Origin of the sequence: Streptomyces sp. AC512_CC834 (assembly GCF_019049325.1) — a bacterium.
Taxonomy (GTDB): Bacteria; Actinomycetota; Actinomycetes; order Streptomycetales; family Streptomycetaceae; genus Streptomyces.
Window position 1 is genome coordinate 25,448 of sequence record NZ_JAGMUO010000018.1, and the last position, 14,325, is coordinate 39,772.

Annotated in this window: 13 protein-coding genes; 5 read left to right on the plus strand and 8 right to left on the minus strand. The window is 72.8% G+C overall.

Going from position 1 to position 14,325, the window contains the following annotated elements; translation table 11 throughout:
* Positions 1 to 87: 87 nt before the first annotated feature.
* Complete coding sequence (locus KUM40_RS07405) at positions 88 to 474, plus strand: hypothetical protein (protein WP_217164123.1); 387 nt, start codon at positions 88 to 90, stop codon at positions 472 to 474.
* Positions 471 to 1,979, plus strand: coding sequence for a tol-pal system YbgF family protein (locus tag KUM40_RS07410; RefSeq protein ID WP_217164125.1), 1,509 nt, complete (start codon positions 471 to 473; stop codon positions 1,977 to 1,979). Before KUM40_RS07405 ends, KUM40_RS07410 begins: the two co-directional genes overlap by 4 nt.
* Positions 1,980 to 1,991: 12 nt before the next feature.
* Here KUM40_RS07410 and KUM40_RS07415 read toward each other — a convergent pair whose 3' ends face one another.
* Genes KUM40_RS07415 through KUM40_RS07425 form a run of 3 tightly spaced genes read right to left on the minus strand, consistent with a single transcriptional unit; the run spans position 1,992 to position 4,839 of the window.
* The gene (locus KUM40_RS07415; RefSeq protein ID WP_217164127.1) at positions 1,992 to 3,221 is read right to left on the minus strand and encodes a glycosyltransferase family 1 protein; all 1,230 of its coding nucleotides are present in this window, start codon (positions 3,219 to 3,221) and stop codon (positions 1,992 to 1,994) included.
* Entirely contained in the window at positions 3,218 to 3,808 is a 591-nt protein-coding gene (locus KUM40_RS07420) for a hypothetical protein (protein ID WP_217164129.1), read from the minus strand. The genes KUM40_RS07415 and KUM40_RS07420 overlap by 4 nt, the downstream gene beginning before the upstream one ends.
* Positions 3,805 to 4,839 carry a glycosyltransferase gene (locus KUM40_RS07425; protein ID WP_217164176.1) on the minus strand — a complete coding sequence of 345 codons (1,035 nt, stop codon included), beginning with the start codon at positions 4,837 to 4,839 and terminating at the stop codon, positions 3,805 to 3,807. Before KUM40_RS07425 ends, KUM40_RS07420 begins: the two co-directional genes overlap by 4 nt.
* Before the next feature lie 190 nt (positions 4,840 to 5,029).
* On the opposite strand from KUM40_RS07425, the gene KUM40_RS07430 reads away from it, so the two are divergent.
* The 3 genes from KUM40_RS07430 (at position 5,030) to KUM40_RS07440 (ending at position 7,249) form a co-directional block, all read left to right on the plus strand.
* Positions 5,030 to 5,806, plus strand: a complete 777-nt coding sequence (locus KUM40_RS07430; RefSeq protein WP_217164178.1) for a polysaccharide deacetylase family protein — start codon at positions 5,030 to 5,032, stop codon at positions 5,804 to 5,806.
* Positions 5,807 to 5,828: 22 nt separating this feature from the next.
* The gene (locus KUM40_RS07435; protein ID WP_217164131.1) at positions 5,829 to 6,272 is read left to right on the plus strand and encodes an SRPBCC family protein; all 444 of its coding nucleotides are present in this window, start codon (positions 5,829 to 5,831) and stop codon (positions 6,270 to 6,272) included.
* A 95-nt stretch (positions 6,273 to 6,367) separates the two neighbouring features.
* On the plus strand, positions 6,368 to 7,249 hold the full coding sequence (locus KUM40_RS07440; RefSeq protein WP_217164139.1) for an endonuclease/exonuclease/phosphatase family protein: 882 nt from the start codon (positions 6,368 to 6,370) through the stop codon (positions 7,247 to 7,249).
* A 291-nt stretch (positions 7,250 to 7,540) separates the two neighbouring features.
* Here KUM40_RS07440 and KUM40_RS07445 read toward each other — a convergent pair whose 3' ends face one another.
* From KUM40_RS07445 to KUM40_RS07465, 5 genes are all read right to left on the minus strand, one after another.
* Entirely contained in the window at positions 7,541 to 8,692 is a 1,152-nt protein-coding gene (locus tag KUM40_RS07445; protein ID WP_217164141.1) for an XdhC/CoxI family protein, read from the minus strand.
* A 51-nt stretch (positions 8,693 to 8,743) separates the two neighbouring features.
* Positions 8,744 to 10,201, minus strand: a complete 1,458-nt coding sequence (locus tag KUM40_RS07450) for an NCS2 family permease (RefSeq protein ID WP_217164143.1) — start codon at positions 10,199 to 10,201, stop codon at positions 8,744 to 8,746.
* 203 nt (positions 10,202 to 10,404) lie between these two features.
* Complete coding sequence (locus KUM40_RS07455; RefSeq protein WP_217164145.1) at positions 10,405 to 12,789, minus strand: xanthine dehydrogenase family protein molybdopterin-binding subunit; 2,385 nt, start codon at positions 12,787 to 12,789, stop codon at positions 10,405 to 10,407.
* 2 nt (positions 12,790 to 12,791) lie between these two features.
* Positions 12,792 to 13,391 carry a (2Fe-2S)-binding protein gene (locus KUM40_RS07460; protein ID WP_217164147.1) on the minus strand — a complete coding sequence of 200 codons (600 nt, stop codon included), beginning with the start codon at positions 13,389 to 13,391 and terminating at the stop codon, positions 12,792 to 12,794.
* The gene (locus KUM40_RS07465; RefSeq protein WP_217164149.1) at positions 13,391 to 14,281 is read right to left on the minus strand and encodes a xanthine dehydrogenase family protein subunit M; all 891 of its coding nucleotides are present in this window, start codon (positions 14,279 to 14,281) and stop codon (positions 13,391 to 13,393) included. The genes KUM40_RS07460 and KUM40_RS07465 overlap by 1 nt, the downstream gene beginning before the upstream one ends.
* Positions 14,282 to 14,325 lie beyond the last annotated feature (44 nt).

Consider the following 14,325-nt stretch of genomic DNA (forward strand, 5'->3'; position numbering starts at 1 on the left):
CGACCGCCGGGTCCGTCACGGCACGGCCGCACCACCCCGCACCCACGTTCGCCCGTTCCGGGTATGGCCTGTGAGGGAAGTGATCAAATGATCGCCGACACGACCCGTCGGCCGCGCAGCGTGACGCTGGCGGTGGTGCTGGTGATGCTGGGCACGCTGGTCGCGGCGACGACGGCGGCCGGCCCGCAGGGGGCGGCGACCCTGGTGCTCCTGCTGGTGGCGGTCTGCTTCTGGTTCGCGGTCCGCGCGGGCCGGGGCCGGCGCGGCGCCCGGACCGCGGTGACCGGTCTGACCGCGGCGATCCTCGTGATCGCCGCCCCGTTCGCCCTCGACGATCCGCTGTACGGCGGCTCCACGCTGCTGTTCGCCGCGCTGCTCGCGGTCCCGGGCGTGATCCTGCTGCACCTGCCGGCCGCCGACGCGTACGTCCGTGCCCGGAGCGGGGAGAGCGACGAGGAGATGATCGGAGGATGACCCGGCCGCCGGACGAGGAACCGGAGCAGCACGAGGACCCGGAGCAGCACGAGAGCCCGGAGCACCTGAAGCACCCGGAGTACCCGGAGTACCCGGAGTACCCGGAGGCCGAGTATCCCGGACCCGACTGGCCGCCGCCGGTCCCCCGCGAACCCCGGGACCCCGATCCGCTCGCTGTGGCCGTCGGCAACGCCTCGCTGCTCGGGACGGGTTATCTGATCATGGGGCGGCGCGCGCTGTTCTGGGCCGCCGCGGTGGTCACGGTGTCGCTGCTGTGGCTGACGTACGAGACCGCCGAGACCTGGTGCGAGTTGCTCCTGCTGCTGTGGTGGGCCGCGCTCGTCGCGCACGGCTGGTGGCTGGCCCGGCGGCACCCGGCGGCCGGTCCCCGGCGCGGACAGCGGGTCCTCGCGCTCGCCCTCGCCCTGCCGGTGCTGGTCTCCGCCGGGTGGCTGCGGTACGACGCCCACGAGATCGAGGACGCCGTCGCCGGGGCCCGCGAGCGGGGGAAGTGCGGTGACGCGGCGGACGCCCAGGACGGGGTCGGGTTCCGTCACCGGCTCACCGCCGGGCCGGTGGTCGCCCGTGGTGACGCGGTGGTCGAGGCGTGCGAGCGCCTGGACACGGCGGCGGGCTATCTGAACGTCGGGCTCAGTGGTGACCTGGACTCGCTGGAGACCGGCTTCCGGGGGCTCGGCGCGGTCCTCGGCGAGTCCGGCAACGAGCGGACCGTCGCGGCCACCCTGGACCGCTTCCTCGCCGGGCTGCCCACCGACGACGGCTGCCTGACCGTGCGTATCGCGGACTGGCTGTGGGACCGGGACACCGGACCGAAGGCCCTCACCCGACCGGCCACCGCCACCTCGGCCCGGATAGCGCCCGAGGCGCTCATGGAGTGCGGCGACGCCCTCATGACCGACAGGGAGTGGGCGAACGCGCGGGACCGCTACCAGCGGCTGGTCGACGAGCATCCGGACGACGGCCACGCGGACGACGCCCGCAAGGGCATCAGGAAGGCGGGCCTGGCGATCGAGCTGGACCGGGTCAGGGAGCTGGTGTCGGCGGCGGACAGCATGAGCACCGGATACTGCAAGAACCCCGCGAAGTACTCCGCGGCCCCCGCCTACCGCAAGGGGAAGAGCCGCGCCGTGTTCGTCGGCGACACCGAGTACACGGACAAGCTGCCCGAGGGGTGGCGGGCCGAGACCTCCGATGCCGCGCTGGTGGTGTGCACGGGCGAGACGGAGGCGGGGGACGTCGTCGAGACGTGCCAGTACCAGGACCACCGGGGAGACATCGGCAGCGTCAGGTTCAACAAGCTGGCGATACCGGTGAAGGCCTACGCGCTGCGGACCGGGAAGCTCGTGATCGACCGCAAGGTGCAGTTGAGCGGCGAGAGCTGCCCGGGCCTGCTGCGGTACTTCGACGAGTTGCCGTCGCGGATGGCCGTCACGCCCTCGAAGGCGGACGTGCGCGACGCCTTCGAGCCGGTGGTGGGCCGCTGAGCCGGCACACCGTCACACCGTCGCCGTCGCCGTCGCCGTCTGCACAGCGTGGTCGGCGAGGGTCAGGCGGTACACCTGTTCCGCGGCGTCGGCGACGCGCGCCCAGGTGTAGTGCCGCAGGACGCGTTCACGGCCGTTCCTGCCGTGCTGGCGGCGCAGTCGCTCGTCGGCGAGGAGTTCACGGACGGCGTCCGCGATGGCCCCGGGGTCCTGCGGGGCGATCAGGCGGCCGGTGCTGCCGTCGGCCACGGAGTCGCGGTGGCCGCCGACGTCGGTGGCGAGGACGGGCACCCCGCACGCCATCGCCTCCAGCGGCACGATGCCGAACGGCTCGTACACGGGGGTGCACAGCACCAGGTCGGCGCTGCGGAGCAGGGCGGGCATGTCGTCCGGGTCGACCGCACCGAGCAGCCGGACCCGGTCGGCCACGCCGGCGCGGCGGGCGATCCGGGTCAGGCGCCGGGCCTCGGGCTCGGTGTCCACGGCGCCGGCGGGCGGGCCGCCCCCGATGAGGAGCTCGGCGTCGGGAATGTCGGCCAGGGCGCGGATGGCCTGGTCGTAGCCCTTGCGCGGGACGAGCCGCCCGCAGGCGAGCAGCCGGTGCGGAAGTCGTCGTTCGGGGGTGCGGCCGGTGTCCGCGGCGGGGTGGAAGTGCTCGGCGTCCACTCCGCAGGGCACCACGGAGATCCGCCGGGGCGGGATGCCCATGCCGTCGAGTTCGGCGGCCTCGTCGGCGCAGGTGGCCAGGACCCGTTCGCAGGCGCGGCCGAGCTGCCGTTCGATGCCGATGCGCTCGTAGGGGCTGGTGTCCCACAGTCCCTGGTGGCGCCGCTTGACGGTGCCGAGGGCGTGGAAGGTCTGGACGAGGGGGATGCCATGCGGCCGTGCGCCGGTCTGCGAGGCCATGCCGGACATCCAGAAGTGGGCGTGCACCACGTCGGGCCGCAGCCTGGCCCAGGCCCGGGCCAGGTGGGCGCCGAAGGCGGGCATGTGCGGGAGGAGTTCGTCCTTGGGGAGGGTCACGGGCGGTCCGGCCGGCACGTGTTCGACGACCGCGCCGCCGGGCAGGGGCACCCGGTCGGGCAGGTCGCCCGCGTCCCGGCGGGTGTAGACGGTGACCTCGTGGCCGCGAGCCGCCAACTCCTCGGTGAGGTGGGCCACGTAGACGTTCTGTCCCCCGGCGTCGACACCGCCGGGCGCGGCGAGTGGACTCGCGTGCTCGGACACCATGGCGATCCTCATCGGGTCACCTCCTTCAGCGTGCACTCCCGCCCCTCCGAAAACCGGGACGGCCCGTAGTGGCCCCGGACTCCGCTCAGCGGCGGGGGCAGGCCCGGGGAGTGCCGACGGGCGGGGTGGGCGGGCTCGACGGGGCGGCTGGGCTCGACGAAGTGGCCAGGGCGACCGAGCTGAACGGGACGGACGGGCTCGACGAAGTGCCTGGGGCGACCGGACTCGACGGGGCGGCCAGGCCCGACGGAGTGGGCGGGCTCGGCGGGGTAGCCGGGGCAGACGGGCTCAACGGAGTGGCCGAGCTCAACGGAGTAGGCGGAGCGACCGGGCTCAACGGGGCGGCCAGGCCCGACGAGGTGGCCGAGCTCAACGAGGTGGCCAGGGCGACCGGGCTCAACGGGACGGACGGGGAGGCCGGGCTCAACGGAGTAGGCGGGCTCGACGGAGTAGGCGGGCTCGACGGAGTAGGCGGGCTCGACGGAGTAGCGGGGCTCAACGGAGTAGGCGGGCTCGACGGAGTAGCGGGGCTCAACGGAGTAGGCGGGCTCGACGGAGTAGCGGGGCTCAACGGAGTGGGTGGGCTCGGTAGGGGTCATGGGGTCATCTCTTGCCACGCGGGTGCGGCGCGGTGGCGCCACAGGCCGCTCAGTCGGTGCCAGGTCGCGGCGGGCGGGATGAGCGCGCTGGTGATCAGCATGGTCGTGACCTCGTCGCGGGTGCGGGGGCCGGGCGCTATGCGGGCCCAGGCGAACTCGGCGGTGCCCGCGGCCCAGCCGAGCCCGGCGACCCCGGCGGCGCGGGGGCGACCGGCGGCGGCGAGGGCCAAGGCGGCCGCACCGGCGCCGGTGATCGCCGCGTGTCGCCGGATCCGGCCCCTGGGCGCCACCGCCTTGGCCCACCAGTCGGGGCCGTGCAGGCGCCGCATCAGGGCGTCGTCGGCGTTGCCGCGCTGCTGCTCCAGGGAGACCCAGCGCGTGGTGGGGTGTACGGGGTGGCGGGTGGTGCGGCGGCCCCGCCGGATGCGCCAGCCCGCGTCGAGGACGCGCAGCGCGAGGTCGGCGTCCTCGCGGTAGGCGCGGGTGAAGCGTTCGTCGAAGCCGCCGAACTCTTCGAGTACGCCGGTGCGGTAGGCCATGTCGGCGGCGATCCACCGGGCCCGCGCGAGGCCGGCGGTGCCGCGCTCCCAGTCGGTGGGACGGCGCTCCCCCGGCAGCGGTACGGCGATCACGCCCTGCACGGCCCCGGTGTCGGGTGCCGCCTCGGCGAGGTCCTGGGCAAGCTGGTCGCACCAGTGCGGGCCGACCTGGACGTCGTCGTCGAGGAAGACGGTCCAGGGCGAAGTGACCGCGCGGACACCGGCGTTGCGGGCGGCGGCGGGGCCGCGGCCCCCGCTGCGCAGCGCCACGGTGCGTTCGCGCAGGTCGCCGAGGACGGTCAGGGGGTGCTCCAGCGCGTCCGGGTCGGTGTCTGGCCCGGGCCGGTCGTCGACCAGGACGATCTCGCCGGGGGCCGGACCGGTCGCGGCGGCCAGCGCGGCCAGGCAGTCGGCCAGCGTGTCCCGCACGAGGGTGGGCACGACGACGGCGTATCCCGCCCCGGAGGCCCCGGCCCCGGGATCGCCGCTCATCCGTACGTCCTCGTCCTCGCGACCGCGCATGAGGGTGCTCCTCTCTCGGGATCGCGGGTGCCGCGGCCGAACCGGCTCAAACACGTGGAAACCTCCGGCTTCGCCGGCGGTCCGATCAAGGAGAGGAGCACTATAAACGACGTATATACACTCTGTGTATAGTCCTCGCATGCTTTCGCTGACCAGGAAGATGACAAAAACGGGGACCAGGTTGCGCACCCTCGCGACCTTCACGACCCTCACGACCGCCGCCGCGCTGACACTCGCGCTGAGCGGCTGCACGAAACTGGAGACGACCTCTCCCAGCTCCGTCCGGGGCGCTGCGGGCGCCCAGGCGGGAGCGGCCGGATTCGGCACCGTCGACTGCGGGCACGTCAAGTGCATCGCGCTGACCTTCGACGCCGGACCGAGCGAGAACTCCGCCCGGCTGCTCGACATTCTCAAGGAGAAGCGGGTACCGGCGACCTTCTTCCTGCTCGGCAAGCGGCACATCGACACGTATCCCGAACTTGTCAGGCGCATGGCCGACGAGGGCCACGAGGTGGCCAGTCACACCTGGACGCACAAGATCCTCACGGACGCCGAACCGGACGAGATACGCGAGGAGCTGGAGCGCCCGAACAAGGAGATAGAGCGGCTGACGGGGCAGCGCCCCTCCCTGATGCGCCCGCCGCAGGGCCGCACGGACGACACGGTGCACGAGATCTGCCGTGAGCTGGGGCTGGCGGAGGTGCTGTGGAGCGTGACCGCCAAGGACTACCGGACCAAGGACTCCGACCTGATCACCGAGCGCGTCCTGGACCAGTCGTCCCGGGACGGCATCATCCTGCTGCACGACATCTACGACGGCACCGTGCCCGCCGTGCCCGGGATCATCGACGCGCTCAAGAAGCGGGGCTACGTCTTCGTGACGGTGCCCCAGCTACTGGCCCCGGGGAAGGCCGAGCCGGGCAAGGTCTACCGGTAGGCGCATTGCCTACGATCGTCCGGTGGCCACCTTCTCGCTCGAACGCACCGCGCCGCTCGCCCCGGACGAGGCCTGGCGCCGGCTCACCCGGTGGGAGCGGCACGGCGACACCGTGCCGCTGACCCGGGTCACCGCCGACCCGCCCGGCGGCCCCACCCGCCGGGGCACGCTGGTCGTGGCCCGCACGGGCGCCGGCCCGTTCGCCTTCGCCGACACCATGGAGGTGACGGTGTGGCAGCCGCCGCGGGAGGACTCCCCCGGCCTGTGCAGGCTGGAGAAGCGCGGCCAGGTGGTCCGGGGCTGGGCGGAGATCGAGGTCCGGACGGGGCCCGGCGGCCGGGCGCGCGTGGTGTGGCGCGAGGAGCTGGACGTCCGGCTCCTCCCGTCCTTCCTCGACGGCCTCCTCGTCCGCTCGGGGCGCCACGTCTTCGGCCGCACGGTCAACCACCTGCTGCGGCACCCGTGAACCGCGGGTTGCGGGCGGCGTAAGAGTCGCGAACGAGCGCGAACGAGATCGCGCCGCGCGTCTCGCGGGCACCGTTTCCCGCGTACCGTGCCGACATGTCTCCCAGATCGCGCACCTTCACCCAACTGTCCCTCGCGGGTGCCCTGTTGACGCTGGCTGTCGCGGCACCACCCGCCTTCGCCGGCCAGCCCGGCCACCCGGTCCCGCTGCGCATCGCCACCTACAACATCCACGCCGGAACGGGATCGGACGGCGTCTTCGACCTCGACCGGCAGGCCGCCGTACTGCGCGCCCTGGACGCGGATGTCATCGGCCTCCAGGAGGTCGACGTGCACTGGAGCGCCCGCAGTCAGGGGCTCGACGTGGCCGGGGAGCTGGCGCGGCGGCTCGGCATGCGGGTGTCGTTCGCGCCGATCTACAGCCTCGATCCCGCGACGGCCGGACAGCCCCGGCGCGAGTACGGCGTGGCGGTGCTGTCCCGCTTCCCGATCCGTTCCGCGACGAACCACGAGATCACCCGCCTGTCCACGCAGGACGAGAACCCGGTGCCCGCGCCCGCCCCCGGGTTCGGCGAGGTGACGCTCAAGGTGCGCGGAGTGCCGGTGCAGGTGTTCGTGACGCACCTCGACTACCGGGCGGACCCGGCGGTCCGGGTGGCGCAGGTCGCCGACACCCGGCGGATCATGGCCCGGGAGCGGGCGGAGCAGCCGGGGGCGCGGCAGGTGCTGCTCGGCGACCTCAACGCCGAGCACTCGGCACCCGAGCTGCGGCCGCTGTGGAAGGAGCTGCGCGACGCCGGACCGCGGAACGCCGGCACGTATCCGGCCGAGGCCCCCGTGAAGCGCATCGACTACGTGGCCGTGGGCAAGGGCGTACGGGTGCACGGCGCCGCGGTACCGCGGGAGGCCGCGGCCTCCGACCACCGCCCGGTGGTCGCGGACGTGTCCCTGGCCAGGAGGGGACCCGGCCGGGGCTGAGACCCCTCGACCGGGCCCCTGCGCGCCCGCGGGGCGTGGCGCCGGGTGCCTGGGGCCTGGGGCCGTCCGGCGGGCCCTGGGGCCGTCCGGCGGATCACGCCCTGGACACGGGGTCTGGCAGGGCCTCCCCTCCCACGCCCTCCCCCGCCACCTGAAGGGCGTGGGAGGGGCGCGCCAGGCCCCCTCAGCGGTGCCGACGAGGTGCACGGCTCCCCTGCGGCCTGATCCGCCCGACAGGCCCTGGGCGAGCCCTGGACCGGCCCTGGACCGGCCCTGCGCGACCGAGTGCCCCTACGCGACCGATCCGATACGCCCCGCCGGTGCCGTCGGGCCGTCGTGGTGGATGGGGGTGTGGGCGCCGGTCAGGGAGGCGCCCGTACCCCCGTGGCGGGTCGCGACGATCTCGGCGGCGATGGACAGGGCCGTCTCCTCGGGGGTGCGGGCGCCGAGGTCGAGGCCGATCGGCGACCTGAGGCGGGCCAGCTCCAGGTCGCTGACGCCGACCTCGCGCAGGCGTGCGTTGCGGTCCAGGTGGGTGCGGCGGGAGCCCATCGCGCCGACGTACGCCACCGGCAGCCGCAGCGCCAGCTTCAGCAGCGGTATGTCGAACTTGGCGTCGTGGGTCAGCACGCACAGCACCGTGCGCGCGTCGACCTCGGTGCGCCGCAGGTACTCGTGGGGCCACTCGACGACGATGTCGTCCGCGTCCGGGAAGCGGGCCGGGGTGGCGAAGACGGGGCGGGCGTCGCAGACCGTCACGTGGTAGCCGAGAAACCTGCCGGCCCGTACCAGTGCCGAGGCGAAGTCGATCGCGCCGAAGACGATCATGCGGGGGGCCGGGACCGAGGACTCGATCAGCAGCGTGAGAGGCGCTCCGCACCGTGAGCCCTGCTCACCGATCTCCAGCGTGCCGGTGCGCCCGGCGTCCAGGAAGGCGTCCGCCTCGGCGGCGGCCGTGCGGTCCAGTTCGGGGTGGCCGCCGAAGCCGCCGGTGCGGGAGCCGTCCGGACGGACCACGAGGGCGCGGCCCAGCAGGTCCGTCGGACCGCTCACGATCCGGGCCACCGCCGCCGTCTCCCCGCGCGCGGCGGCGGCGAGGGCTGCGGCCACTGCCGGTCGGGCGGGATCGGCCGCCCGTACCGGTGTGACGAGGATGTCGATGACCCCGCCGCAGGTCAGACCCACGGCGAAGGCGTCCTCGTCGCTGTAGCCGAAGCGCTCCAGGACGGTTTCGCCGTCCTCGAGCGACTGCCGGCACAGCTCGTACACGGCTCCCTCCACGCACCCGCCGGAGACCGAGCCGATCACCGTGCCCCCGGCGTCCACCGCGAGTGCGGCGCCGGGGCGGCGGGGCGCGCTGCCGCCGACGGCCACCACGGTGGCCACGGCGAAGTCGCGTCCCTGCTCGACCCACCGGTGCAGCTCTTCGGCGATGTCCAGCATCTTTCGGTCCTCCTTGGACAAGGGGTACGTGAAGGGTTCCCGTCGTGGCGGCTAGTGCACGCCCAGCCAGCTCTCGATCGGGTTGAGGGCGAAGTAGACGACGAAGATCACCGTCAGGGCCCACATGAACGCGCCGATCTCCCGGGCCTTGCCCTGGGCGACCCTGATGGCGACGTAGGAGATGACGCCCGCGGCGACACCCGCCGTGATGGAGTACGTGAACGGCATCAGGACGACGGTCAGGAAGACCGGGATCGCGGTGGCCCGGTCGGCCCAGTCCACGTGCCGGGCGTTCATCATCATCATCGCCCCGATGACGACCAGCGCGGCGGAGGCGACCTCCTGCGGCACGATCGCGGTGATCGGGGTGAAGAAGAGGCAGGCCGCGAAGAACGTGCCGGTGACGACCGAGGCGAGCCCGGTGCGGGCCCCCTCGCCGACGCCGGTCGCGGACTCGACGAAGACGGTCTGGCCGGAGCCGCCCGCCACGCCGCCGATGGCACCGCCGGCGCCGTCGATGAACAGCGCCTTCGACAGGCCCGGCATACGGCCCTTGTCGTCGGCGAGCTTCGCCTCGGTGCCGACGCCGATGATGGTGGCCATCGCGTCGAAGAACCCGGCGAGGACCAGCGTGAAGACGATCATGCCGACCGTCATCGCGCCGACCTCGCCCCAGCCGCCGAACTCCAGGCCGCCGAAGAGCGAGAAGTCCGGCATGGAGACCGCGCTGCCGTGCAGCTCGGGGGCGCCGTTCGCCCACTGCTCGGGGTCGATGACCCCGGTGGCGTTGAGGATCGCCGCGACGATCGTGCCGGTGACGATGCCGATCAGGATCGCCCCGGGCATGTTGCGCGCCTGGAGCATGAAGATCAGCAGCAGGGTGCCCGCGAAGAGCAGGACGGGCCAGCCGGCGAGTTCCCCCGTGGGGCCGAGCGTGAGCGGGGTCGCCTTGCCCGCGTGGACGAAGCCGCCCTTGACCAGGCCGATGATGGCGATGAACAGGCCGATGCCCATGGTGATGCCGTGCTTGAGGGCCAGCGGGATCGCGTTCATGATCATCTCGCGGAGCCCGGTGACCACGAGCAGCATGATCACCACGCCGTACATCACACACATGCCCATGGCCTGCGGCCAGGTCATCTGCGGGGCGACCTGCCCGGCGATCACCCCGGACACCGAGAGTCCGGCGGCCAGGGCCAGCGGCACCTTGCCGACGAAGCCCATCAGGAGCGTGGTGACCGCCGCGGCGAGCGCCGTCGCGGTGATCAGGGCCTTCTGGCCCAGGGTGTCCCCCGCCGCGTCCTTGCCGGACAGGATGACGGGGTTGAGCAGGACGATGTACGCCATCGCCATGAAGGTGGTGAGCCCGCCGCGCACCTCACGCGCGACCGTGGATCCTCTGTGCGATATGTGAAAGTACCGGTCGAGCCAAGACCGTCCGGAGGGGACGCGGGAACCCGCGCCCGCGTCCTCGGCGGTGGTCTTGGGCTCCACTGACTGCTGGGTCATAGGGGCCGTCTCCCAAGGTTCATAGGTGCACCCGTGCCGTTTGCCTTCGGCGAACGCGCGGGATTTGGGATATGCACGACCCGGGGGACGGCCCGAGACGAACGCATGTGGGGTGGTACTTCAAGCACCGCGAGCGGAGCGGGACTTGGGCTGTGCTCCGGACGGCGCGGAGTGTGTGACGTTCCGTGCGCCGCCCGGAGGGTTCAGGGGGTGCCGGTGAGGTGCTCCGGTCGTACCGGCGTGCGGTCGAGCGCCAGCCCCGTCGCGTTCCGGATGGCCGCGAGGACCGCCGGGGTGGACGACAGGGTGGGGGCCTCGCCGATGCCGCGCAGTCCGTACGGCGCGTGGTCGTCGGCGAGTTCGAGCACGTCGACCGGGATGGTCGGCGTGTCGAGGATGGTGGGGAGCAGGTAGTCCGTGAAGGACGGGTTCCGGACCTTCGCCGTCTTCGGGTCGACGACGATCTCCTCCATGATGGCGATGCCCAGGCCCTGGGTGGTGCCGCCCTGGATCTGCCCGATGACGGACAGCGGGTTCAGCGCCTTGCCGACGTCTTGCGCGCAGGCCAGTTCGATGACCTTGACCAGGCCGAGTTCGGTGTCGACCTCGACGACGGCGCGGTGCGCGGCGAAGGAGTACTGGACGTGGCCGTTGCCCTGGCCGGTACGCAGGTCGAAGGCCTCGGTCGGCCGGTGCCGCCACTCCTCCTCGACCTCGACGGCCTCGCCCTCCAGGACCTCCACGAGGTCGGTCAGGACCTCGCCGCCGTCGGTGACGACCTTGCCGCCCTCCAGGAGGAGTTCGGCGGTGGCCCAGGCGGGGTGGTAGGAGCCGAACTTGCGGCGCCCGATCTCCAGTACCTTCTCGCGCACGATCTCGCAGGCGTTCTTCACGGCGCCGCCGGTGACGTACGTCTGCCGGGAGGCCGAGGTGGAGCCGGCCGATCCGACCTGGGTGTCGGCGGGGTGGATGGTGACCTGGGTGACGCCCAGCTCGGTGCGGGCGATCTGCGCGTGGACGGTGACGCCGCCCTGGCCGACCTCCGCCATCGCGGTGTGCACGGTGGCCACCGGTTCACCGCCGACGACCTCCATGCGGACCCTGGCGGTGGAGTAGTCGTCGAAGCCCTCGGAGAAGCCGACGTTCTTGATGCCGACCGCGTAGCCGACGCCGCGGACGACGTCCTCGCCGTGCGTGGTGTTGGACAGGCCGCCGGGCAACTGCCGTACGTCGGAGCCCTCGCTGGACTCCCACTGGCGCTCGGGCGGCATGGGCATCGCCTTGACGCGGCGCAGCAGTTCGGCGACCGGCGCCGGGGAGTCGACCGGCTGTCCGGTGGGCATGATGGTGCCCTGCTCCATGGCGTTGATCCGGCGGAACTCCACCGGGTCCATGCCGAGTTCCCCGGCCACCTTGTCCATCTGCGCCTCGTAGGCGAAGCACGCCTGGACCGCGCCGAAGCCGCGCATGGCGCCGCAGGGCGGGTTGTTGGAGTAGAGGGCGAGGGCCTCGATGTCCACGTCGTCGACCACGTACGGGCCGACGGCGAGCGAGGCGGCGTTGCCGACGACCGCCGGGGATGCGGAGGCGTAGGCGCCGCCGTCCAGGACGATCCGGCACTTCAGGTGGGTGAGGCGGCCGTCCCTGGTGGCGCCGTGCTCGTAGTGCAGGCGGGCCGGGTGGCGGTGGACATGGCCGAAGAACGACTCGAAGCGGTTGTAGACGATCTTGACGGGCTTGCCGGTGCGCATCGCCAGCAGGCAGGCGTGGATCTGCATCGACAGGTCCTCGCGCCCGCCGAAGGCACCGCCCACGCCGGACAGCGTCATCCGTACCTTGTCCTCGGGCAGGCCGAGGACCGGGGCGATCTGCTTCAGGTCGGAGTGCAGCCACTGGGTGGCGACGTACAACTCGACGCCGCCGTCCTCGGCGGGCACGGCGAGACCGGACTCCGGGCCGAGGAAGGCCTGGTCCTGCATGCCGAAGTAGTAGTCGCCCTTGACGATCACGTCGGCCCGCCCGGCGGCCTCGTCGGCGTCGCCGCGCACGATCGGCTGGCGGTGCACGATGTTGGGGTGCGGGACGTGGCCGATGTGGTGGTCGTCGCGGCCCTCGTGGACGAGGATCGCGTCGGGGGCGGTCGCGGAGGCCTCGTCGGTGATGACGGGCAGCTCCCGGTACTCCACCTTGATCTTGGCGGCGGCGCGGCGCGCGGTCTCCGGGTGGTCGGCGGCGACGATGGCGACCGGCTCGCCGTGGTGGCGGACCTTGCCGTGGGCGAGGACCGGGGTGTCCTGGATCTCCAGGCCGTAGTCGCGCACCTCGGTGGGCAGGTCGTCGTAGGTCATGACGGCGTAGACGCCGGCTGTCGCGAGGGCCTCGCCGGTGTCGATGGAGACGATCTCGGCGTGCGCGACGGTGGAGCGCAGGATCTGGCCCCAGAGCATGTCCTCGTGCCACATGTCGGACGAGTACGCGAACTCGCCGGTGACCTTGAGGGTGCCGTCCGGGCGGAGCGTGGACTCGCCGATGCCGCCCTTGGTCTGGGAACCCTGGGTGATTTTGGTCGGTGCGCCGGTGGCAGCCATGCTCAGACCCCCTCGGACTGACGGGCCGCGGCCAGGCGGACCGCGTCCATGATCTTCTCGTAGCCCGTGCAGCGGCACAGGTTGCCCGACAGCGCCTCGCGGATGTCCGCGTCGGACGGGTTCGGGTGGTGTTCCAGCATCTCGTCGGCGGCGACGAGGAGACCGGGCGTGCAGAAGCCGCACTGGACGGCACCGGCGTCGATGAACGCCTGCTGGATGGGGGCCAGTTCGATGCCCTCGCCGGTCTGCGAGTCGGTGCCCCCCGCCTGCCACCGCTTGGCCGCGTCGAGCGAGGCGCTCGCGCCGCCGCCGGGGGTGCCGGGGGTGCTCGTGGCGCAGCCTTCGGCGCGGTCCTTGGCGTACTCCGCCAGGCCCTCGACCGTGACGACCTCGCGGCCCTCCGCCTGTCCGGCGGCGACCAGACAGGAACACACCGGCACGCCGTCCAGGCGGACCGTGCAGGAGCCGCACTCGCCCTGCTCGCAGGCGTTCTTGGAACCGGGCAGGCCCATCCGCTCGCGCAGCACGTACAGCAGGGACTCGCCCTCCCACACGTCGTCGGCTTCCTGCGGACGTCCGTTGACAGTGAAGTTGACACGCATTACGCGGCTCCCTCCGTTGCGTGGCGGGTGCCGCGGTACGACTCCCAGGTCCAGGTGAGCGTCCGGCGGGCCATCACGCCGACCGCGTGGCGGCGGTAGCTCGCGGTGCCCCGGACGTCGTCGATGGGGTTGCAGGCGGCGGAGCACAGGTCCGCGAACTGCTTGGCCGCCGACGGGGTGATGATCTTTCCGCTGTCCCAGAAGCCGCCCTCTTCGAGCGCCGCGTTCAGGAACTCCTCGGCGGCCGTGGCCCTTACGGGTGTGGGCGCCGCGGAGCCGATGCCGGTGCGGACGGTGCGGGTCTCGGGGTGCAGGGCGAGGCCGAAGGCGCACACGGCGATGACCATGGCGTTGCGGGTGCCGACCTTGGAGAACTGCTGCGGCCCTTCGGCCTTCTTCACGTGCACGGCACGGATCAGCTCGTCGGGCTCCAGGGCGTTGCGCTTGACGCCGCGATAGAACGCGTCGATCGGGATGCGGCGCGCGCCGCGCACCGACTCGGCCTCGACCTCGGCGCCGGCGGCCAGCAGCGCGGGATGGGCGTCGCCGGCCGGGGAGGCGGTGCCGAGGTTCCCGCCCACGCCGCCGCGGTTACGGATCTGCGGGGAGGCGACCGTGTGCGAGGCGAGGGCGAGACCCGGCAGCTCGGCGCGCAGGCTCTCCATGATCGCGGAGTAGGGCACGGAGGCGCCGAGCCGTACGGAGTCCTCGCCGACCTCCCACTCGGTGAGGTCGCCGATGCGGCCCAGGTCCATGAGGTACTCGGGCCGCCGGTGGTCGAAGTTGATCTCGACCATCACGTCGGTGCCGCCCGCGATCGGCACAGCGGTGGGGTGCTCGGCCTTGGCGGCGAGCGCCTCCTCCCAGCTTGCGGGGCGAAGGAAGTCCATGACCGGCTCTCTTCTTCGTCTGCTTGTGAGGCGTAGTGGGGCTT